The 21,992-nt window shown below is 70.7% G+C and carries 18 protein-coding genes and 2 pseudogenes; all 20 read left to right on the forward strand.

All coding sequences use genetic code 11. The annotated features are described in order from the left end of the window. Positions 1 to 51 precede the first annotated feature (51 nt). The 20 genes and pseudogenes from K1X59_RS03040 to K1X59_RS03115 all read left to right on the forward strand — a co-directional run bounded on the left by K1X59_RS03040 (position 52) and on the right by K1X59_RS03115 (position 21,967). Positions 52 to 2,751, forward strand: coding sequence for a fibronectin type III domain-containing protein (locus K1X59_RS03040; protein ID WP_220173918.1), 2,700 nt, complete (start codon positions 52 to 54; stop codon positions 2,749 to 2,751). A 47-nt stretch (positions 2,752 to 2,798) separates the two neighbouring features. Beyond that, a complete protein-coding gene (locus K1X59_RS03045; RefSeq protein WP_183151820.1) occupies positions 2,799 to 3,770 on the forward strand; it encodes a MoxR family ATPase in 972 nt (323 codons plus the stop codon). Positions 3,771 to 3,913: 143 nt separating this feature from the next. Next, a pseudogene (locus tag K1X59_RS20675) lies at positions 3,914 to 4,543 on the forward strand (DUF58 domain-containing protein); the annotation flags it as partial. Between the two features lie 140 nt (positions 4,544 to 4,683). Continuing rightward, positions 4,684 to 5,034 carry a hypothetical protein gene (locus K1X59_RS20680; protein WP_258567042.1) on the forward strand — a complete coding sequence of 117 codons (351 nt, stop codon included), beginning with the start codon at positions 4,684 to 4,686 and terminating at the stop codon, positions 5,032 to 5,034. After that, positions 5,031 to 7,427: a transglutaminase domain-containing protein gene (locus tag K1X59_RS03055; protein ID WP_220173919.1), complete on the forward strand. Its 2,397-nt coding sequence runs from the start codon at positions 5,031 to 5,033 to the stop codon at positions 7,425 to 7,427. The genes K1X59_RS20680 and K1X59_RS03055 overlap by 4 nt, the downstream gene beginning before the upstream one ends. A gap of 88 nt (positions 7,428 to 7,515) precedes the next feature. Next, positions 7,516 to 8,745: an RDD family protein gene (locus K1X59_RS03060; protein ID WP_220173920.1), complete on the forward strand. Its 1,230-nt coding sequence runs from the start codon at positions 7,516 to 7,518 to the stop codon at positions 8,743 to 8,745. Next, complete coding sequence (locus K1X59_RS03065) at positions 8,742 to 9,560, forward strand: PP2C family serine/threonine-protein phosphatase (RefSeq protein ID WP_183151823.1); 819 nt, start codon at positions 8,742 to 8,744, stop codon at positions 9,558 to 9,560. Before K1X59_RS03060 ends, K1X59_RS03065 begins: the two co-directional genes overlap by 4 nt. Beyond that, positions 9,560 to 10,816, forward strand: coding sequence for an FHA domain-containing protein (locus tag K1X59_RS03070; RefSeq protein ID WP_220173921.1), 1,257 nt, complete (start codon positions 9,560 to 9,562; stop codon positions 10,814 to 10,816). The genes K1X59_RS03065 and K1X59_RS03070 overlap by 1 nt, the downstream gene beginning before the upstream one ends. 98 nt (positions 10,817 to 10,914) lie before the next feature. Beyond that, positions 10,915 to 11,490, forward strand: a pseudogene (locus K1X59_RS20685) (serine/threonine-protein kinase); the annotation flags it as partial. A gap of 71 nt (positions 11,491 to 11,561) precedes the next feature. After that, the gene (locus K1X59_RS20690) at positions 11,562 to 12,104 is read left to right on the forward strand and encodes a hypothetical protein (protein ID WP_258567270.1); all 543 of its coding nucleotides are present in this window, start codon (positions 11,562 to 11,564) and stop codon (positions 12,102 to 12,104) included. After that, on the forward strand, positions 12,101 to 12,436 hold the full coding sequence (locus K1X59_RS20695) for a hypothetical protein (RefSeq protein ID WP_258567271.1): 336 nt from the start codon (positions 12,101 to 12,103) through the stop codon (positions 12,434 to 12,436). Before K1X59_RS20690 ends, K1X59_RS20695 begins: the two co-directional genes overlap by 4 nt. Next, positions 12,433 to 13,170 carry a hypothetical protein gene (locus K1X59_RS03080; RefSeq protein WP_183151825.1) on the forward strand — a complete coding sequence of 246 codons (738 nt, stop codon included), beginning with the start codon at positions 12,433 to 12,435 and terminating at the stop codon, positions 13,168 to 13,170. The genes K1X59_RS20695 and K1X59_RS03080 overlap by 4 nt, the downstream gene beginning before the upstream one ends. After that, positions 13,167 to 14,606, forward strand: coding sequence for an RDD family protein (locus K1X59_RS03085; protein ID WP_183151826.1), 1,440 nt, complete (start codon positions 13,167 to 13,169; stop codon positions 14,604 to 14,606). The genes K1X59_RS03080 and K1X59_RS03085 overlap by 4 nt, the downstream gene beginning before the upstream one ends. A gap of 96 nt (positions 14,607 to 14,702) precedes the next feature. Further along, complete coding sequence (locus tag K1X59_RS20700) at positions 14,703 to 16,115, forward strand: FHA domain-containing protein (protein ID WP_244632357.1); 1,413 nt, start codon at positions 14,703 to 14,705, stop codon at positions 16,113 to 16,115. After that, a complete protein-coding gene (locus tag K1X59_RS03090; RefSeq protein ID WP_244632358.1) occupies positions 16,031 to 19,168 on the forward strand; it encodes an FtsK/SpoIIIE domain-containing protein in 3,138 nt (1,045 codons plus the stop codon). Before K1X59_RS20700 ends, K1X59_RS03090 begins: the two co-directional genes overlap by 85 nt. Before the next feature lie 43 nt (positions 19,169 to 19,211). Next, positions 19,212 to 19,781, forward strand: coding sequence for a hypothetical protein (locus tag K1X59_RS03095; RefSeq protein ID WP_183151827.1), 570 nt, complete (start codon positions 19,212 to 19,214; stop codon positions 19,779 to 19,781). After that, positions 19,778 to 20,269 carry a hypothetical protein gene (locus K1X59_RS03100; protein ID WP_183151828.1) on the forward strand — a complete coding sequence of 164 codons (492 nt, stop codon included), beginning with the start codon at positions 19,778 to 19,780 and terminating at the stop codon, positions 20,267 to 20,269. The genes K1X59_RS03095 and K1X59_RS03100 overlap by 4 nt, the downstream gene beginning before the upstream one ends. A 203-nt stretch (positions 20,270 to 20,472) precedes the next feature. Continuing rightward, positions 20,473 to 20,778 (forward strand): flagellar protein FlgN, encoded by a 306-nt coding sequence (locus K1X59_RS03105; RefSeq protein WP_183151829.1) that lies wholly within the window; start codon positions 20,473 to 20,475, stop codon positions 20,776 to 20,778. Between the two features lie 20 nt (positions 20,779 to 20,798). Next, positions 20,799 to 21,623 carry a hypothetical protein gene (locus tag K1X59_RS03110; RefSeq protein WP_220173922.1) on the forward strand — a complete coding sequence of 275 codons (825 nt, stop codon included), beginning with the start codon at positions 20,799 to 20,801 and terminating at the stop codon, positions 21,621 to 21,623. Continuing rightward, a complete protein-coding gene (locus K1X59_RS03115; RefSeq protein WP_220173923.1) occupies positions 21,593 to 21,967 on the forward strand; it encodes a hypothetical protein in 375 nt (124 codons plus the stop codon). Before K1X59_RS03110 ends, K1X59_RS03115 begins: the two co-directional genes overlap by 31 nt. Positions 21,968 to 21,992: the final 25 nt, after the last annotated feature.

The raw sequence follows: 21,992 nt of genomic DNA on the forward strand, positions 1-21,992 counted from the left end.
CGGCTCACGGTCGACGTCGGCGAAGGCGGCACCCGGCTCGAGAACGGCAAGGTGCGCGTCACCGTCACCGACGAGCTCCAGCTGATCCGCTACACCCTCACCGACCGCGACGACCTGAAGGCGTCGGCGTTCATCTTCGTGCCCTCGAGGTCCGACCTGCGTCCGACGCTCACGTCGACGAAGCCGCTCGAGGTGGTCAGCGGCGAGACCGAGACGCTGCCGCTCTCGAAGTACGTCACCGTGGCGGGCGGCGGCGATGTCATCATCACCGAGAAGGAGCGGATCAGCGCGAACCACGCCGACGGCGCCGACCTGCTCGTCGACGAGAAGACGCTCGTCTACACGTCGGCGCAGGGGTACTTCGGGCCCGACGCGCTCACCTTCGAGGTCACCGACGGCGACGGACCCGACGACCCCGAGGGGCGCAAGGCGACGCTGAGCATCCCGATCAACGTGCTGCCGCCGGAGAACCAGCAGCCGAAGTTCATCCAGGGCCAGGTCAACGTCGCCCCGGGCGAGCCGGCGACCTCGCTCGACCTCGCGGCACTGACCGACGACCCCGACCCCGAAGACAAGGGCAAGCACGACTACGCGCTCATCGGCGGGGAGGAGAAGGGCGTCTCCGCGCGCATCGACGGCGGCGACAAACTCGTCGTCGAGGCGGCGTCGAACGCCAAGAAGGGCACCGCGGTCACGCTGAAGCTGCGCATCTCGGACGGCACCACCGAGCCGGTCGAGGGCACGGTCGCCGTGATGGTCACGGCGTCGACCCGATCGATGCCTGCGGCGAACACCGACACGATCGCCGAGGCCGATGCGGGCAAGACCATCACGGTGCCCGCGCTCGCGAACGACTACAACCCGTTCCCCGAGACGCCGTTGAAGATCGTCTCGGCCGTGACCGAATCGGGTGTCGGCGACGTCGAGTTCACCGAGGATCAGGTCACCGTGACGCCGGCGAAGTCCTTCGTCGGGACCCTCGTGGTCCGCTACCGCATCCAGGATGCGACCGAAGACGCCGACCGCGAGGTCAACGGCCAGATCGTCGTGACCGTGCAGGACGTGCCGGATGCGCCAGGGGTTCCGACGATCGCCAGCGTTCAGGACCGCACGGTGGTCGTGTCGTTCTCGGCGCCGTCGAACAACGGCGCGGAGATCACGAAATACACCGTGAGATCGGTCGGCGGCAGCCCGTACACCAAGGAGTGCCAGTCCACGACCTGCACGCTCGACGGCCTCACCAACAACGTCGAGTACACGTTCCAGGCGACGGCGACCAACCGCGTCGGCGAGTCCGAGCCGTCCGGCCTGTCGGCGCCCGCCCGCCCCGACGCGCGTCCTGACACGCCGAACCCGCCGACCCTGGCCTTCGGCGACAAGTCGCTCAAGGTGGCCTGGGTGACCCCGTCGACCCCTGGTTCGCCGGTCGAGCGGTACACGCTCGAGATCTCGCCCGCACCCCCCTCCGGCATCACGCAGAAGGAGGTCACGGGCAACTCCACCACGTGGGAGGGGCTCGAGAACGGATCGGACTACCAGGTCAGGGTGCAGGCACACAACAGGGCGCCCGACCCCTCGAGCTGGAGCGGCTGGTCGGCGTCCGAGATCCCGGCGGGTCCGCCGCTCCCGCCCGCGGCGCCCACCACGAGTGAGCTCTCGCCGGTCGACGGTCGCGCGCAGATGCAGGTGAGCTGGACCACGCCCGATAAGAACGGCGACGCGATCCGCGGCTACCGCCTCGAGGTGCTGCGCGGCGGCCAGGTGATCGACACGCTCACCCCTGGCCCGGAGGCGCTGAGCCAGACCGTGGTCGTCGACCCGTCGGAGACCGCGTACACGTACCGGATCCAGGCGAACAACAAGGCCGGATGGGGCGATCTGAGCGCCGAGTCCGCCCCGCGACGCGGTGTGGTGCCGCCCGGTGCGCCGACGAGCCTCAAGGTCACGAAGGAAGGCGACCGCGCGCTCACGATCTCGTTCAACGAGGGCTCCCGCGGCGGCGCGACCGCCGGGGAGATCACCAACCAGTACCGCCTCAACGGCGGCAGCTGGAACACCGTGCCGGGCAACAGGGTCATCGGCGGCCTCACCAACGGCAAGGACTACCGGGTCGAGGTGCGAGCGGTCGCGAACGTCAGCGGATCGACATACCCCGGCGCCGTCTCCAACTCGGCGACGGGCAACCCGTACGGCGTCCCGAGCCCGCCGGCGGTGAGCGCGGAGTCGCTCGAGAGTCAGGTGCGGCTGAACTGGAACGCCAACGGCTCCGCCAACGGGCGCAACATCACCGAGGTGCACATCAGCATCGACGGCGGCGGCTGGCAGGGTGTCGCCGCGACCGGGTCGGTGAACGTCGGCACCTACAGCGAGCACCACACCATCCGCGCCAGGGCGAAGGACTCCACGGGCGTCTGGTCGGACGTGAGCCCGTCAGCGGGCGCGACCGCGAAGGACAAGCCGCAGCCGCGGTGGTGGGCGTCGCAGGGGACGGACTCCGGGAACTGCAGCCCTGACACGTGCTACTACCTGAACCTGAACACGTCGAACGTGCCGGCGGGGCAGTACCGGATCCGCTGCCTCGAGAACGGCACTCCCTACCGCTCCGCGTCGGGTCAGACCTCGAACTACAACACGTACAACGTCCCGGCCAACGGCACCATCCGGCTCTCCTGCTGGCACGGTGGCATGAACCGCACGCTGCAGGCCGACATCCAGGGCGTCGGCTGGTCCGAGGCCACCTCCTGGCCGTGATGGTCACCGGCCGCCCCTGAACTCCCACACGAAGGAACGACACACTCATGACAATGACCCCCGAGCAGGCGGCCTGGTTCCAGGGCACCTTCCAGCGACTGGTCGAGAACGTCGACAAGGCCGTGCAGGGCAAGCAGGAGATCGTCGGCCTCGTGCTGGCGTCGATGCTCGCCGAGGGCCATGTGCTCCTGGAGGATGCACCAGGCACGGGGAAGACGAGCCTCGCCAAGGCGCTCGCGGCGACCGTCCAGGGCACCAGCGCGCGCATCCAGTTCACCCCCGACCTGCTCCCGTCCGACGTCACCGGTGTGACGATCTACGACCAGCAGTCGCACCGGTTCGAGTTCCACAAGGGCCCGATCTTCGCGTCTATCGTGCTGGCCGACGAGATCAACCGCGCATCGCCCAAGACCCAGTCGGCGCTGCTGGAGGTCATGGAGGAGTCGCGCGTGACCGTCGACGGCGTCACGCACGAGGCCGGGCGTCCGTTCCTCGTGATCGCGACGCAGAACCCCATCGAGCAGGCCGGTACCTACAAGCTCCCCGAAGCCCAGCTCGACCGCTTCCTGATCAAGACCTCGATCGGCTACCCCGACCTCGCGGTGACCGAGAGCATCCTGGCCGGTGCGTCCGACCGCAACCCGTCCGCCGGTCTCTCGGCGATCATCACGACGAGCGCCGTCGCCGATATGGCCGACCTCGCCGCGTCCGTCCACGTGGAGCCCGCCGTGCTCCGCTACGTCGCCGAACTCGCCGAGGCGACGCGTGAGGACTCGGCGATCCGACTCGGTGTCTCGGTGCGTGGGGCGATCGCGATGATCCGCATCGCCAAGGTGTGGGCCGCGGCGCAGGGGCGTCACTTCGTGCTCCCCGACGACATCAAGGCCCTCGCCCGTCCGGTGTGGCAGCACCGTCTGCTGCTCGACGCCGAGGCGGAGTTCGCCGGCACGACCAGCGACACCGTGATCGCCCGCGTGCTCGACGGCGTCGCCGCTCCGCAGGCCCGAGCGGCGGCCTGATGACCGCGGAGGCCCTTCCGGCGTCGCCGCCGCAGACGGAACGCGACGCCGGCTGGCGTGATGTCGCGGCCGTCCTCGGTGCGCGTGCCCTGGTGCGCCTCCGCAAGATCACCGCGGCGATCCGTCCGCTCGCGTGGGTGCTGATGGCTCTCGCGATCGGGTTCTGGGTGCTCGGGCAGATCGCCGGATGGTCGGAGTTCACGGTCGCGGCCGTCGTGATCGCGGTCGCGGTCGCGGTGTGCGCGCTGTTCCTGATCGGGCGCACCGCGTACGACGTCTCGCTCGACCTCGCCCGCACCCGGGTGGTCGTCGGCGAGCGCGCGGTCGGTGCGCTCACCCTCGCCAACCGCGGCAGCAGGGCGATCCTGCCGTCTCGTGTGGTGCTCCCGGTCGGCTCGGGCCGAGGAGAGTTCGGGATCCAGCGGCTCGCACCGGGGGAGGAGGCGGAGGAGCTCTTCGCCATTCCCACGCAGAAGCGCGGTGTGGTCAAGGTGGGTCCGGTGAGCGTGGTGCGCGGAGACCCGCTCGGGCTCTTCGAACGGGCGCACCGGCGTGACGATCCTGTCGACCTGTTCGTGCACCCGCGCACCGTGCTGTTCGACGGACAGTCGCTCGGTTACCTGCGCGACCTGGAAGGGCTGCCGGCGGCGGATCTGTCCCGCGACGACGTGTCCTTCCACGCCCTGCTCGAGTACCAGCCCGGTGACGACCTGCGTCATGTGCACTGGCGTTCGACGGCGCGCACCGGCACGATGATGGTCCGTCAATACGAGGAGACCCGCCGGTCGCACTTCGTGATCGGCCTCTCGCGCTCTCGGTCGCCGACTACGCCACCGCCGACGACTTCGAGCTCGGGATCTCGGCCGCCGGGTCGATCGGTCTCCGCGCGCTCCGCGACTCCCAGCGCGTCGACGTGCGCGTGCAGGGGCGCGAGCTGCCGGCCGGCACGGGCAAGCAGCTCCTCGACTCGCTCTCGGCCGTGGAGAACAGCAAGGCGAGGGAGGGCGGCATCGCCGACCTCGCCGGCATCGTCTCGGCCACGATGCCGCTCGCGAGCGTCGTCGTGCTCGTCTGCGGATCCCGCGTGCCCTCGGACGATCTCCGTCTCGCCTGCTCCCGGCTCCCCTTCGGCGCCAAGGTCCTCGCCGTCGTCGCCGACACGTCGGCGAAAGCCCCGGCGCTCCGGCGGATCGGCGACGCCGATGTCGTCACGGTCGGCGCTCTCGAACAGATCCCCCTCGCTCTGCAGAAGGTGCTCGCATGACCGGGTCCGCCACCGCATCCGGCGTTCTGCCGCTCCGCCGCTGGATCCTCGATCTGGGAGCGTCCGCCCTCCTGGTCGTCACCGCGCTCGTGGGGTTCTGGCCGACGTTCGCCGGTGGGTCGTTCCTCCCGGCCGTGATCGGCGGCCTCGTGCTCGGACTCGCGATCGCGGCCGTCGCCGCATGGCGCCGGTGGGGCATCCTGATCATCGCCGGGCTCACGGTCGCCGCCTACTTCGTGTTCGGCGGGGCGCTGGCCCTGCCGCAGACGACGATCCTCGGGGTCATCCCGACGCTGGACACCCTGCAGAAGCTCGCGGTCGGCACCGTGACCGCCTGGAAGCAGATGCTCACCACGGTCGCGCCGGTCGCGGCCGCCGACGGACACCTCGTCGTCCCGTTCCTGCTGGCGCTCGTGGCATCCGTGCTCACCGCGTCGCTCGCGCTGCGCCTGCCGCAGGTCGCATGGGCGCTGCTCCCCGCCGGCGTGCTGCTCATGCTCGTCATCGCGCTCGGCACCCCCGAGCCCGCTTTCCCGCTGGTCCAGGGCCTCGTGTTCGCTGTGGTGAGCATGTCGTGGCTCGCGCTGCGCCAGCTCTGGGCGCCGCAGAACATGGCCGTGTCGGTCAGCGAGGTCGACCCCTCCCGTGGGGCCCACATGCGCACGCGCCGTCTGCTCGCGGGCGTCGCGGTGCTCGCCGTCGCGGCAGGCACCGGTGTCGCCGCCAGTGCGATCGCGACCCCGGCGCAACCGCGGCACGTGTTCCGCGACGTGATCATCCCGCCGTTCGACATCCGCGACTATCCGAGTCCCCTGCAGGCGTTCCGCAAGAACGTGCGCGACGAGGCCGACAAGACGCTGTTCACGGTGCAGGGCCTGCCCAAGGACGCCCGCATCCGGACGGCCGTGATGGACCAGTTCGACGGGATGGTCTACAACGTCACCGACGGCGGTCCCACGTCGTCGAGCGCGTTCGCCCCGTTGCGCTCGAACATGGCGCCGGAGGCCGAAGGTGTCCCCGTGACGCTGAAGTTCGCGATCGACGGGTATCGCGGCGTGTGGATGCCGACGGCCGGAGAGCTGTCGGAGATCCACTTCGAGGGCGACCGCGCCGAAGACCTGCGCCGCGGGACGTTCGTGAACACCGTGACGGGCACGGCGGTCGCCACGCCGAAGCTGGGTGCCGGCGACGAGTACGTGGTCGATGCCGTGATGCCCGCCGTCCCCGATGACGAACAGCTCGCCGAGGTGCCGTTCGGCAAGGTCACGATGCCGAAGCCGAGCAACGTGCCGGAAGAGCTCACCTCGCTCGCGGCCGAGACCGTGACCGATGCCGAGACCCCGATCGAGCAGGTCAGGGCGCTGGAGAACCTCCTCTCGGAGGGCGGCTTCTTCAGTCACGGCCTCGAGGGCGAGGTGCTGTCGCGTGCGGGGCACACCGCCGAGCGCATCTCGACGCTCGTCGGCGCCGAGCAGATGATCGGCGACGACGAGCAGTACGCCGTGGCGATGGCTCTGCTGGCGGGGCAGCTCGACATCCCCGCGCGGGTGGTCATGGGCTACTACCCCGACGAGGAGCAGGCGGGTGAGGCGGTGTTCGCCGCCACCGGCGACAACGTGCACGCGTGGGTCGAGGTCAACTTCGAGGGCGTCGGATGGGTGACCTTCAATCCGACCCCGCCCGAGGACCAGGTGCCCAACGACCAGAACACGAAGCCGCGCGTCGACCCGAAGCCGCAGGTCCTGCAGCCGCCGCCCCCGCCGCAGGAGCCCGTCGACCTGCCGCCCACGCTCCCCGACGACCGCGAGTCCGAGGATGAGAGCCTGAATCTCGCCGGCATCATCGGGGCGATCCTCCTGATCGGCGGCATCACGCTCGCCGTGATCGCCGTGCTCGCCTCGCCGTTCATCGTGATCGGCGCATGGAAGGCGGCGAAGCGGCGTTCGCGCCGTGCGGCTGCGCGCGCCTCCGACCGCATCAGCGGCGGCTGGGACGAGTTGACCGACCGTGCGATCGACTACGGCGCACGCCTCGCGCCGGGTGGCACGCGCACGGAGGAAGCGGCTGTCGTGGCCTCCGCGCTGACGGTGCCGCAGGTCACGGCGCTCGCCGACCGTGCCGACGCCGAGGTGTTCGGACCGGCCGAACCGACCCCGCAGGACGTGGAGTCGTTCTGGCACGAGGTCGACGAGATCGTGGGCGGCCTCGGCAAGGAGGCCGGCTTCTGGAAGCGCGTCAAGGCACGGCTGAGCCTTCGTTCCCTGATCGGCGGAACCGCCATCTCGCACGGTCTGCAGAACCTGAAGGATGCCGCGACCGCGCGCGTGCGGCGCGAACCTGGCACCATCAAGAGCAGCACGACGCCCCCGTCCTCCGAGAGTGAGACCCCATGACGCAGCCCGCGCTCGATCAGATCGCGCCGATCTCCCGTCGCGCGGTCGCGTACATCATCGATGCCCTGATCGCCGGGGCCTCGCGATCGTGCTCGGCGGCGGACTGCTGGTCGCCGCCTCCCTCTCCGGCAGCGCCGAGAAGATGCTCGGGATCCTCCTGATCGGCGGCCCGGTGGTGAGCCTCGTGCTCCTCGGCTGGTTCGTCGTCTACACGATCATGCAGGCGGGCAGCGGCTCGATCGGGATGCGGGCGCAAGGTCTGCGGCTCGTCTCCGCGGCGGAGGGGAAGCCGCTCGGATTCGGGCGGGCTCTGCTGCGGAACATCATCTTCGGCCTCGCCGCCGCGGTGGTCGTCGGCTACTTCAGCCCGCTCTTCGACGGTTCCGGCCGCTTCCAGGGGTGGCACGACAAGGTCGCCGGTTCGCTGATGCTCGATGCACGGGTGTCGGCGTCCGCCGCGCCGGCATCCGCCGCTGCGGCGGCGATCCCGCCCGCCCCCACGACGTCGATCCCCGCCGCACCCCTCGCCCCGGGCGCCGGTCATCCGGCTCCGGCGGCATCTCCGGCCCCGGCGATCCCCGGTCTTCCGCCGACCGCCGCGGCCCCCGCTGCTCCTTCCGCCGCGGTGCCGGCGTACGTTCCGCCGCGGCCTGCGGCACCCGCAGCCCCGGTGGCCGACGCCGGTTCGCTGATCGCCTTCGTCCCCGGGGTCACCCAGGACGCGCCTGCGCGCCCCGCACCGGTCGTGGAGCCGGAACTCGATGCGACCGTGCAGCAGCGGCCGGAGCCCGCCGTCGCGGCACCGCCGGCACCGTCCGTGCCCGAGCCCGCGGCGGCACCGGCCGCACCCGCTCCCGCAGCGGCGGAACCTCCCGCACCTCCGGCCCCCGCCGCAGCGTCGGCACCCGCACCCGCACCCGCAGCAGCGCCGGCGCCCGTCGCGTTCGTCTCCGTCGAGGAGGACGATCTGGAGGACACGCGGATCAGCGTTCCCGGACACCGGCTGGTGTTCACCTGGGACGACGGGACACGCGTCTCGGTGTCTCGCCGCACGATCTTCGGCCGCAACCCCGCGCCAGAGGAGGGAGCGACGCTCGTGCCCGTGCGTGACGAGACGCTCTCGCTCTCCAAGACGCACTTCGAGGCCGCAGCAGAGACCTCCGGCGGGTGGGTACGGGATCGTCACTCCACGAACGGCATGACCATCGTGCGCGACGGACAACGCATCGCGTGCCCGGCCGGTCAACGCGTGCCGATCCGTCTCGGTGATGCGATCGAGATCGGCGACCGCATCGTGACGATCGGCGGCTACGCGTGAGGGCCGGGCTGGTGGTGACCACCGCGGCGGCGACGCATCCGGGCCTCCGGCGCGCGCTGAACGAAGACGCGCATCTCGCCTCTGCGCCGGTGTTCCTCGTCGCCGACGGGATGGGCGGGCACGAGGCCGGCGAGCGCGCGAGCGCCGCGGTGATCACCGAGTTCGCACGGTACATCGGTCGCCCCGCGCTCGAGCTCGACGACGTCCGCCATGCGCTGACCCTCGCCAGGGCGAGCGTCGAGGAGCTGTCCACATCCGGGAACGGCCGCGCCGGCACGACGCTCAGCGGTGTCGTCATCGCCTCGGTCGACGGGATGGGCTACTGGCTCACGGTCAACATCGGCGACTCCCGCACGTATCGGTTCGCCGACGGCGAGCTGGAGCAGATCAGCGTCGATCACTCGGTCGTCCAGGAGCTCATCGAGTCGGGTGAGCTCACCCCCGAGGAGGCGGTCTCCGATCGCCGCCGCAACATCATCACCCGAGCGATCGGGGCGAGCAGCACCGGAGACGCCGACTACTGGATGTTCCCCGCCGAGCTCGGCGACCGGATCCTCGTGTGCTCGGACGGCCTCACATCGGAGGTGCCCGACGCCCGCATCCGCGAGGTGCTGGCGACCGAGCCCGATCCGCAGCTCGTGGTCGACGCACTGACGGCGGATGCCGTCGCCGCAGGGGGCAGGGACAACATCACCGTGATCGTCGTCGATGCCGTCTCGGTGGCCTCGCGTCCCGGCACTCTGCTGGCGACCGACGACGCCGACATCGACCTGGACACGCGTCCACGGGAAGCCGCAGCAGGAGGGGTTCGCTGATGCAGACCAACTACCGACCGGGTGACTGGTACCTGATCGTCATCCCCGGTGCGCTCGTCGCCCTGCCGCCGGATGTCCCCGGTGAGGTCGTGGCACGCCTGTGGGAGCGGATGCCGGCGGAGAAGACCCTCGCGACGGTCGTCGACGTGCTCACCACGCACGCCGGCGGCTCGTTCACGTCGCTGCCGTCGTTCGTCGCCGCGGTGGCCGAAGGCGCCGACGTGCGGATCGCCCTGCGCGGGCAGGTCACCGCGCACGTGACGTGTGCCGCGGAGGCGCTCGAGCTCTCGGGCGCCGAGGTCACGACGTGGAACGAGCGCTTCCTGAGCGATGCGTCGACGATCGAGATCGTGGTCGAGACGGTCACCGCCGCCGACGCGCTCCCGGTGCAGAGCGGCATCGTGCGGGCGGCCGCTGTGAGTGCCGAGCTCGAGCCGAGCGACGCGGAGCCGCTCACCGCCGCCCTGGGCCCGGCACCTGTCGTGGGGGCGGCGGACGCCGCGTCCGTGCCCGCCACCGCCACCGCCGACGCACAACCCGAGCCGCAGCCGGAACCCGAGCCGCAGCCGGAGCCCGAGCCCGAGCCGGAACCCGAGCCGGAGCCGGAGCCTGAACCCGAGCCGCAGCCCGAGCCGACGCCGGTGATCGAAGACGCGTTCCTGCCCCCGACCGAGGTGACGCTCGCTCCTCCCGTCGACGAAGACTTCGATCAGCTGTGGGGCGCGACCGTGCATTCCGCCGGTGCCGCTGCCGCACCGGCTGCTCCGCCCGTTCCGGTGGTTCCTCTCACCACCGAGGGCGACCACGACGGGGCGACGGTCTCGGCGGCCGAACTCCGTGCGCTGCGCCAGCAGCCCCCGTCCGCCGACGATGTCGCGACCGCCGTGCTCGACGTGACGCCGCCGACCGCGGCATCGGTGGGACGCATCCGCCTCTCCACCGGTCAGGTGGCGGCGCTCGACCGCACGGTGATCATCGGACGCCGCCCGCGTTCGACACGCGCGAGCGGAGCGAACCTGCCGCACCTGATCGCGGTCGAGAGCCCGCAGCAGGACATCTCGCGCAGTCACCTCGAGGTCAGGCCCGAGGGCGACACCGTCGTGGTCATCGACCTGCACACGACGAACGGGTCCACCCTGCTCCGCCCCGGCGCCGACCCGGTCCGGCTGCACCCCGGCGAGCAGACGCTCGTCCTCTCCGGCGATGTGGTGGACCTCGGCGACGGAGTGACCGTCGCGTTCGAGGACCTGCCGTGAGTCGTCGCCCCTCACCGCCGCCCGATCTGCCCGGCTTCACGTACGTGGAGCCGCTGGGGACCGGTGGCTTCGCCGACGTCTTCCTGTACGAGCAGGAGATGCCCCGCCGAAGGGTCGCGGTGAAGGTGCTCCTCGCCGACCGCATCTCCAGCAGCGCGGCGCAGGAGTTCGCCGACGAGGCCAACGTCATGGCGATGCTGTCGACGCACCCGGCGATCGTCACGATCTACCAGGCGGGCGTCGCGGGCGATGGCCGCCCGTACCTCGTCATGGAGTACTGCCCGCGCCCGAACCTCCAGATCCGCTCCCGCAAGGAGCCCTTCTCGGTGGCCGAGGCCCTGCGCGTCGGCATCCAGGTCGCCGGTGCGGTCGAGACCGCCCACCGCGCCGGGGTGCTGCACCGCGACATCAAGCCGGCGAACATCCTCGTCACGGAGTACAACCGGCCGGCGCTCACAGACTTCGGGATCGCCTCGACGACGGGGGCGACGGGCGAGGCCTCCGGGATGTCGATCCCGTGGTCCCCGCCCGAGTCGTTCGCCGAGCCGCCGCAGAGCGGTCCTCGCACCGACGTCTGGGCGCTCGGAGCCACGCTCTACACGCTGCTGGCCGGTCGCTCCCCGTTCGAGCGGCAGGGCGAGCGGAACTCGAGCGCCGATCTCATCGAACGCATCGAGCGCGCCGCGCTGCCGTCGCTGAAGCGGCCGGATTCCCCGAGAGCCTGCAGCGCCTGCTCGAACGGTCGATGGCGAAGAACCCCGACGATCGCTTCCCGAGCGCCGTGGCCTTCGCGCGCGCTCTGCAGAAGGTGCAGATCGAGCTCTCGCACTCGGTCACGCCGATCGACATCGTCGACGATCATCCACCGGCAGAAGACCTGGAGGACGACGGCGACGGTCTCACCCGGGTGCGGGAGATCGTCAGCATCGACCCTGATGTGGCATCCTTCACCCGGCCGTCGGCGACGACGCAGCGGAAGGAGGCGCCAGCGCCGCTCTCGGGAGTGCCGCGCTTCGATGCGCCGGTGCCCGACGAGTCGACCGTCGAGCAGACGCAGCTGCGGGCACCAGCGCCCGTGCCGGCGCCCGTCCTTCCGCCGAGTGCCGACGATCGGACGATCGCGCGCGCGCCGATGGTCGTCGCACCCGATGCGGCGGCGCCGGCGCTCGCGCCCGCCGGAGCCCCGCGGCACCGGAGCCCCCGCGCGAGCCGCGCAGCCGCAGGGGCCTGTGGATCACGCTCGCCGCGGCAGCGGTCGTGCTGGTGGTCGGCGGGATCATCGGGATGAACCTGCTGGTGGCCGGAGTCGAGCCCGAACCGGAGGAGACGGCCCAGGCGGTCGATCCGAAGGATGTCGGCACGGATGTCGTGCCGAAGGTCACCGAGCTCTCCGGTACCCGCCAGGGGGACCGCGTCGTCTTCACGTGGACGAATCCGAGTCCGCTCGAGGGGGACTCCTTCATCTGGACCGAGGTCAAGGTGTCGGGCGAGATCGATCCGCAGCAGACGCCGGAGACGACCGCGACGGTCCCCGCGGCTACCGGGACCGTCTGCATCGACGTGATGCTGCGCCGCGACGACGGTCGGGCGTCCGAGACCGTACGGGGGTGCGTGGAGTGAGCGATGCCGGTGGTGCGGGTGGGGTGACCGTCGAGTTCGCCGGGGAGTACTTCCCCGTGCGTCGAGGCGGCCGGTTCATCGTGGGGCGGGAGGGCGACCTCGAGCTCGACGACAACCTGTTCCTGCACCGGCACTTCCTCGAGATCACCGACGCCGACGGCCTGTGGTGGCTGTCGAACGTGGGCACCCGGCTCACCGCGACCGTGACCGACTCGGCCGGCGGTGTGCAGGCCTGGCTCGCACCGGGAGCTCGGCTGCCCCTGGTGTTCGAGAAGACCACGATCGTGTTCAGCGCGGGGCCGACGACCTATGAGCTCACGCTGCACGCGGCCGAGCCCACGTTCCGGGCCACGAGACGCGAGCACGATGACGGGGGCGCATCCACGATCGGCGACGTCCCCCTCACGCTCAGCCAGAAGCTGCTCATCCTCGCGCTCGCCGAGCCGCAGCTGCGCAGGGACGGCACGGGCATGAGCGAGATCCCGACCTCGGCGAAGGCGGCGGAGCGGCTGGGATGGACGGTCACCCGCTTCAACCGCAAGCTCGACAACGTCTGCGACAAGTTCGACCGGATCGGCGTGCCCGGTATGCGCGGCGGGCAGCGCAGCTTCGCGACGAACCGCCGCGCACGCCTGGTCGAGCATGTCATCGCCTCGCGCCTCGTCGGCAAGAACGACCTGCCGCTGCTCGACACCCCGCACTCCGTCGACGATGTCGAGGGAGAGCAGGAGTGATCTGGGAGATCGACGACGGCGCTCCCGAGATCGAAGGCCTCGACGCGCAGGGACGCCCTGATCCCGCCTATGCGGCGGCGCTCGGACTGCGACCGGCGGGTCGCGGTGCACGCGTTCTCGCGGCGCTGCTGGAGTGGACGGTGGCCGTGCTCATCGCGCTGCCGGCGATCATCGCGCTGACCCCGGTGCTCGCGCAGGTGGCGTCGGGGCGGTTCGACCCCGCGGAGTTCTTCGCGCGCGGCGACCTCGTGTGGATCATCGTCGCGGTCGCGGCCTCGCAGGGCCTGATGATCGCGTACGTCGTGGTCCAGCTCGTGCTGCACGGGCGCAAGGGCGTCACGCTCGGCAAGGCGGTCTGCGGCATCCGGTCGGTCAACGTCCGTACCCTGGAGCGGCCAGGATTCTGGCGCGGGGCGGTGGTGCGGTACCTCGTCGCCTACGCCTCGCTGATCGTTCCGGTCATCGGCCCGGTGCTGGTGATCATGCTCTCGCCCCTCTTCGACATCGAGCGGCGCGGGCGCGGATGGCTCGACCTCGCGGCTGCGACCTGGTTCGTCGACGTGCGCGGCGGACTCAACCCGTACGACTCGAAGCGCATGCGCATCGCGCGCAAGCGTGTGAAGACCCCGGAGCACGAGGAGAAGGCGCCGCTGCCGTCGCTGGCCACCCCGGTGCACCGCGACGCCCCGGCAGAGTACGTCCCCAGTGCACGCTTCTCCGGTGGTGTGATCGGCGCGCACCGCGCCACGTCAGGACCCGCGACCGAGCAGCCGGAGACCCCGGCGCCGGGCTCGATGGTCTCTTCCGTGCCGCCGTCACTGGCCACAGGAGCCCCGGCGCCCGCATCCTTCGCGCCGCCGGCTCCCGCGGTCCCGTCCCCGGCTCCCGCTCCGATTCCCGCTCCCGTTCAGGCTCCCGCGGCCCCCGCTCCCGTTCAGGCTCCCGCGGCCCCGGCTCCCGTTCAGGCTCCCGCGGCCCCGGCTCCCGCTCCCGCTCCCGCGACTCCGGCCCCCGCGGTTCCGGCGTCGTCTGCGGCTCCTGCGGCTCAGGATCCCGCTCCGGCGCCCGTCGATCCGCAGAGCGAGGCACTCCTTGCCGCCCCGGCAGGCGTACGCGCGATCCTCGTCCTCGACACGGGCGAGCGCATCGAGGTGCGCGGGACCACGCTGCTCGGGCGATCGCCGAGTGCCGCCGCCGGCGAAGGCGCCGCGCACCTGGTGCCGGTCGTCGACGACACCCGCTCGGTGTCCAAGACGCACATCGCGGTGATGCCCACGCGGCGCGGAGTGCTCGTGGTCGATCGCGCATCGACCAACGGCAGCGCGATCGTGCGAGGCGGATCCGAGACGGCGCTGCCCGCCGGGCATCCCGCAGAGTTGCAGATCGGCGACACGGTGCGCTTCGGCGACCGCTCCCTGAAGGTGGAATGGGTATGACCCCGATCAGTGTGATGCGCCACCGGCGCGGTGAGGACGAGCGATGAGAGTCAAGCTGACCCTGCGTCGACCCGTAGCCCCCTGACCGACGTCGTCGTGACGGCGGACTCGACGGCGACCGTCGCCGATGTCGCGCGGCAGATCGCCACGACCGACCCCACCCGCAGCATCGCCGCGGGTCCGGACGATGTGCTCACGCTCTCCGTGGCCCCGCCGACCAGCGAGCAGCTCACGATGCTCAACCCCGACCTCCTCGTCGGGGACGCCCCGATCGGGTCCGGCTTCCTCGCCGAGGTGATCAACGTCGGACCGAACAGGGCATCGACGGGCACCGTGGGCGCGCGTCCTGCCGCGGTCCTCCGCGTCGTGTCCGGCCCCGCGATGGGCCAGGAGTTCCCGCTGCCGGTCGGCCATTTCCTGATCGGGCGCGATGCGGCGAACGACATCACGATCGCCGATCCGCTGGTGTCCAAGCGCCACGCGCGGATCGAGGTCGCCGCGACCTTCGTCGAGCTCGTCGATCTGAACTCCGCGAACGGCATCCTCGTCGACGGCGGCCTCGTGCAGCGCCTCCGCGTGATCCCCGGGCAGAGCTTCGCGCTCGGCGACTGCGAGTTCGTCGTGCACATGGTGAGCGACTTCGACGGCTCGGCCAGCGGCGACCCCGTGCTCGAGCGCGGCGGTGCGCTGATGTTCAACCGCAGCCCACGCGTCGAGGAGCGCTTCAGCGGGCAGGAGCTCGACGAGCCGCGGTATCCGAGGGACCAGGTCCAGCGCCTCTTCCCCTGGCCGATGCTCGTGGCGCCGATCCTGCTCGGACTCGCGATCTTCGCGATGAGCGGCAACCCGCGGTCGCTGCTCATCATCTTCATGTCGCCGCTGATGATGTTCGGCAACTTCATCTCGCAGAAGACCAACCTCGGCCAGCGGCTGCGCAAAGAGGAGGAGTCGTTCGAGGAGCAGTTCGAGCGGCTGGAGGAGAAGCTCTATCACGCGCACCCTCAGGAGCGGGAGGTGCGCCACAACGAGGTGCCGGCCGTCGCCGTGGTGTTCGACGAGGCGATGCGACTCGGCCCGCTGCTGTGGACGCGACGGCCGGAGCACTGGAACTTCCTCGCGTTGCGCCTCGGCGTGTGCGAGGACGAGTCGCGCACGAGGATCAAACGCACCGAGACCCCGGAGGCGCTCGTCGAGTACGTGGAGCGCGTCGACCGCCTCGAAGAGCGCTACAAGATGATCGCGGATGTGCCGATCCTCGAGTCCCTGCAGAGCGTCGGGTCGATCGGCGTGGCCGGACCCACCTCGCTCGCGAGCGATGCCCTGCGCGGGATCGCGGTGCAGCTCTTCGGGATGCACTCGCCGAATGAGCTCGTCACCGTCGCGCTCACCGAGCCGGGGTGGGCGAACGAGCTCGACTGGCTCAAGTGGCTCCCGCACACTTCCAGCGAGCGCAGCCCGTTCAGGACGTGTCGCTCGCCGATTCCGCGTCGACGGGCGCCGCCCTCCTGAGCGGTCTCGAGGAGATCGTGCTGAGGCGGTCGCGTGAGGCGAAGTCACAGCGCCCGCCGTACGGCGACGACTGGGACCCGATGCTGTTCGGCACCGATGTGAAGCGTGCGGCCGAGGATGCGACGTTCCCCGGGCAGACCGCGATCCTCGTGATCGTCACGAACGATGCGCCTGTCGACCGTGCCCGGCTCACGCAGATCCTCGAGCGCGGCGCCGACGTGGGCGTCTACGGGCTGTTCGTCGCCCCGGTCGTCGCCGCGCTGCCCGCAGCCTGCCGCACGTTCGTCGATGTGACTGCCGGGCTCGACCACGCCGTCGTCGGCACCGTCCGCAGCGGCGTGGGCTACCGCGACGTGCAGGTCGAAGGCGTGTCGCACGCGTACATGACGATGCTCGCCAAGCGCCTGGCGCCGGTCGTGGACTCCAGCACGGTCATCGAAGACTCGTCAGACATCCCGAACTCGGTGGGCTTCCTCTCGCTGGTCGGATCCGAGGTCGCCGAGGACCCGAACGCGGTGATCGACCGCTGGCGTCAGAACAACACGATCATCGACCGCTCCGGCAGCCCGCAGTCGCGGCTCAAGAAGGCCGGGAACCTGCGCGCCATCATCGGACAGTCGCAGACCGACGCCATGACGCTCGACCTGCGCACCCAGGGCCCCCACGCCCTCGTCGGCGGGACCACGGGCGCGGGCAAGAGCGAGTTCCTGCAGGCGTGGGTGCTGGGCATGGCCGCTGCGCACAGCCCTGACCGCGTGACGTTCCTGTTCGTCGACTACAAGGGCGGCTCCGCGTTCGCGGACTGCGTCGACCTGCCGCACACCGTGGGTCTGGTCACCGACCTGAGCCCGCACCTGGTGCGGCGAGCCCTGACGAGCCTGCGCGCCGAGCTGCACCACCGCGAGCACCTCTTCAACCGGAAGAAGGCCAAGGACCTGCTCGAGCTCGAGAAGCGCCGCGACCCCGAGACGCCGCCGGCCCTGGTCCTCGTGATCGACGAGTTCGCCGCGCTCGCCGGAGAGGTCCCGGAGTTCGTCGACGGTGTCGTCGACATCGCACAGCGAGGCCGCTCCCTCGGTATCCACCTCATCATGGCCACGCAGCGCCCCGCCGGTGTCATCAAAGACAACCTGCGTGCCAACACCAACCTCCGAGTGGCTCTGCGGATGGCCGATGAGTCGGACTCGAAAGACGTCGTCGACGACCCCGTGGCGGCGTCGTTCCCGCCCTCCCTCCCCGGACGCGGCATCGCGAAGACCGGCCCCGGCCGACTCGTGCCCTTCCAGTCGGCGTACGCCGGTGGGTGGACGAGCGACGAGGCCCAGGTCGCCGAGGTGCGCGTGGCGGAGCTGCGGTTCGGATCGATCCAGACCTGGGAGGCAGAGCAGGCACCGGAGTCGGACTCGCACGACGAGGATCTCGGCCCGAACGACCAGAAGCGCATCGTCGCCACGCTGGTCTCCGCCGCCGCCCAGGCCGCCATCCCCGCACCTCGTCGGCCGTGGCTCGACGATCTGGAGCGCGCCGTCGACATCCGCGATCTCCCGATCCACGGCGACGGACGCATCCTCCTCGGCAAGATGGACGTCCCCGAGCGTCAGCTGCAGGAGCCGGCGTACTTCCACCCCGACAAGGACGGCTCGCTGCTCGTGTACGGCACGAGCGGTTCGGGCAAGTCCACGGTGCTGCGCACCCTGGCGATCGCGGCGGGCTTCGACGGGGCCCGGTCGAACGTCGAGGTGTACGGGCTCGACTTCGGCTCCGGTTCGCTCAAGAGCCTCGAGGTCCTCCCGCACGTCGGGTCGATCATCTCCGGCGACGATGCGGAGCGCGTGCAGCGCATCCTGCGCTCCCTCGCCCGCGTGCTCGACGACCGCGGAAAGCGCTTCAGCGCGGCGAACGCGTCGAGCCTCACCGAGTATCGGGAGATCACGGGGAAGGCCGAGTCGCGCATCCTGCTGCTGATCGACGGGTTCCCGCAGTTCCGCGGCGAGTGGGAGTCCACCACCGCGCGGATGCCGTTCTACCAGACGTTCATGCGCATCCTCGGCGAAGGACGCCCGCTCGGCGTGCACGTCGTCGCCAGCGCCGACCGTTCGGGTTCGGTGCCCACCGCGGTCAGCGCGAACGTCTCGCGCCGCGTCGTCCTGCGTCTCGCCGACGAGTCGGGCTACGCGATGCTGAACGCCCCCAAGGACGTGCTCGATGAGCGTTCGGCCCCCGGTCGCGCGATCGTCGACGGCCTTGAGACGCAGATCGCGACGCTGGGCGGCACGCCCAACGTGGCCGAACAGACGAAGCTCCTCGACCGACTCGCGGAGCAGCTGCGCGCCGGCGGTGCGCGGGAGGTCGCCGAGATCGGCGCCCTGCCGACGCGGTTGTCGGCGCGCGACCTCCCCGACCGCATCGGGGAGTTCCCGGTGCTCGGTGTCGCGGAAGACACGCTGGCGCCCCGGGAGTTCGATCCCGTCGGCACGTTCGTGGTGGCCGGGCCGCCACTGTCGGGCAAGACGACCGCGCTCAAGGGGATCATCGCGTCGATGCGTCGCCTCGACCCCGAGGTCAAGCTCTTCCACTTCGGCGGACGCCGCGCACAGCTCAAGGGTTACGTCGACTGGACGCGGAGCGCCGTGACGCCGGAGGACGCGAAGGAGCTGGCGAAGGAGATCGCCGAGATCGCGGTCGACGAGAGCGTCCCGGTGCGGATGCTCATCGTCGTGGAGGATGTGCCCCAGTTCGCCGACGGACCGGCGGAGCGCGAGATGAAGGCGCTCTTCCAGGCCATCAACCGCAGCGATCACCTGCTGGTGGGCGACGCCGACGTCACGCAGGTGACGAGCGGTTTCGGTTTCATCGGAGACTTCAAGGCCGGTCGCAAGGGCATCATCCTCAAGCCGGACGCGTTCGACGGCGACGCGATCTTCAAGGTCCCGTTCCCCAAGGTCAAGCGCACCGACTTCCCGGACGGCCGAGGCATCTTCGTGCAAGCGGGGCGCCAGGTCACGGTTCAGCTGCCACTCATCGAAGGAGACACATGGACGCCCGTCCGCTGAGCGCGAGCGCGCACACGCCCCGACCCCGAGGGAGGGGCGGACGATGACGGTCACCTTCGACGACACCGCGCTGCGTGCGCCGGTGGAGCCTGCGCTCGCCCGCCAGGAGAGCCGCGAGCGCGTCGCCCGTGAGGGCCGCCAGTTCGGTGTGGTCCTCGGCTCCGGCTGGATCGTCTTCCAGTCGGTCGTGCTGGTCGTTGGAGCCGGTGTGCTCGCGGCTCTGGCCGTCGTGGCCGTGCAGTTCATGTTCGGCGCGGACGGCGCCGACGCGACGACGTTCATCCTGGCCGCCCTCATGGTGGCGCCGCTCGCGGTCGTGCGGGTCCGTTCGCACCTCCGAGGTCCGCGCGACCGCGAGGTCGAGGAGTACCGCCTGGAGAGGTTCGCGGCGGCGAACGGGCTGACCTACCGCACCGGCGAGCTCGATCCGCAGCGGCCGGCAGCCCTCTTCGGCGTCGGCACCTCGCGCATCGCGAGCGACATCGTGGCAGGGCCCACCCCCGCCCCTTCGAGGCCGCCAACTACTCGTTCGACACCTGGGTCGCGCGGGCGCGCATGCCGCATGTCGCCAACTACGCCGCGTTCGACCTGCAGAGCCCGCTGCCTGCGATGACGCTCGTGACGAAGTCGCCGGGGGTCGCGGCATCAGGCTGGGAGCCGACTCCGCCTCAGGAGCGGGTGGAGTTCGACGGCGATCTCGCCTCGCGCTTCGAGGTCTTCACGGCCAGGGCGACGGAGGAGCCGGTGCGTCACCTGCTGTCGCCGGAGGTGCAGACTGCGCTGATGGCCCTCGCCGAGCGGAGCGACATCGAGATCGTGGGCGATCGCGTGTTCGTGCTCTCGCGTCGGCACCTCCCGATGGCGGAGCCCGCGTACTGGGAGTGGGTCGCCGACCTCGCCGCTCTGGTCTCCGTGCTGGAGGCGCGTGGCCGTGCGGAACAGCCCGCCGGACTCGCAGACACGGATTCCGCTCGACGCACGCGTCGGGAGGCGTTGTTCGCCGCACCGAAGGGCGGTCGCGCCGCGGCCATGGGGTGCCTGGTCCCGCTTCTGGTGGGCCTTGCCGCCGCCGCCCTGATCACCAAGATCACGACGGGGTAGCGGGGCGGGCGCCGTCGACACGGATGGGGAGTTGTCCCCATCGACCGGAGGGCGTGCGTTTCGTAGAGTTCTCGTAGTCGGGGCGACCGCACCGGTGCCGTCGACGAGGATCGGCCGCCGGGAGGCAGCTGAACCGACATGCTTTCAGGGGACGCGCTTCACGCGGGTCCCCTCGATCTGAACATTCCACGAGGGGGGCTGACATGGGTGACGGTGTCAAGCTGAGATACGACGATCTGGAGCCGCTGCGGACCGCGCTGCAGAACATCATCGAGGAGTTCGAGAACGCCGGCTCGCGGAGCAACGATCTCGAGAGCGCCGTGGGTTCCCCGTACGGCGAGCGTGCCCTGCGCGACGCGGCATCCGACTTCGAAGGTCGCTGGGACGACCGCCGCAAGCGGCTCATGGACGACTGCAAGAAGGTCGAGGAGCACGTCGCCGCAGTGATCACGGGGTTCCAGGACTTCGACCGTGATGCCGCATCCAAGTCCGAGAACAACGGAGGCTGATCGTGTACGAGCACATGCCGATGACCTCGCCGGCCGGCCACCCCATCGGTGCGCTCACCGGTGACGTCGAGTCGATCCGCGACCGGGGCAACGCACTGCAGGAACTCGCGAACGCGATGAGCGACTCCGCCACGCTGCTGCAGCGTCTCGTCGACAACGGCGCCGACATGGAGGGCAAGTCCGTCGACAAACTGGCCGAGGTCTCCGGCAAGATGCACGCCGAGCTCGGACGCGCTGCCGATCTCTACGACGCGGTCGCGCCGCACATCGTGCAGTACGCGTCCGACCTCGAGTCGTCGAAGACCGCGATCGATCCGATCCTCGACGACCTCGTCGAGCTGTGGGCCACGTACCAGCAGAAGAAGGACGCCGCGGCGACGGCCCAGTCGCAGGTGCCCGACTATCCGACGGGCGCGGACGCCGACGACGATCAGGCCCGACAGGCGGCGGAGGATGCCCGTGACGATGCTGCCGACGCGGCCGCCGGTGCCGCGACGGGCGCGCGCGGCGACTGGGACGCCCGTGCGGCCGACTACGACCGCGAATGGAACTCGTGGCACACGGCTTTCACGAACGCGGCGAACAACATCCGCGAAGACACCTCCGACAAGATCGAGGACAGCACGTGGGACAACCTCGACGGGTTCCTGCAGTTCATGTCGGACTTCCTCGCGGTGGCCGGCATCGTCCTCGCCGTGCTCGCGATCATCGTCGGTGGTCCGATCATCGCCGCGCTCGCCGCGATCGTCGCCATCGCCACGCTCATCGTCGCGGTCGCCCGGTTGGCCAGGGGAACGGCTCCGTCATCGATGTGGTGTTCGGGGTCATCGGGGTCATCCCGCTGATCGGCCCGGCGATCAAGTTCGCCCGTGGCCCGATCGCCATGATCCGGGGTGCCGACTTCGGCGCCGACGGCATGCGGTTCGTCAACGCCTTCGCCGGCCGTGCCCCGCTGAGCACGCTCAGCCAGATCCGCGGTGGCTTCACCACCGGATTCGCCGAGTTCTCGGCGCGTCTGTTCACGGGCAACGGCACCGCATCGTTCGCCGCACAGATGACCGGTGTGCAGACGCTCGACATGGTCGGCAACGTCTTCGCCTCGCACTTCGCGATCGCCGGCGGCATCAAGGACAGCGCGGGCGGCGCATGGTCGGGGACGTTCGACCCTGATCAGAACCCGTTCTCCTGACCGTCCGCGGCGCGAGCCGCCCCCA

Origin of the sequence: Microbacterium sp. Se5.02b (assembly GCF_019464375.1) — a bacterium.
GTDB lineage: Bacteria > Actinomycetota > Actinomycetes > Actinomycetales > Microbacteriaceae > Microbacterium.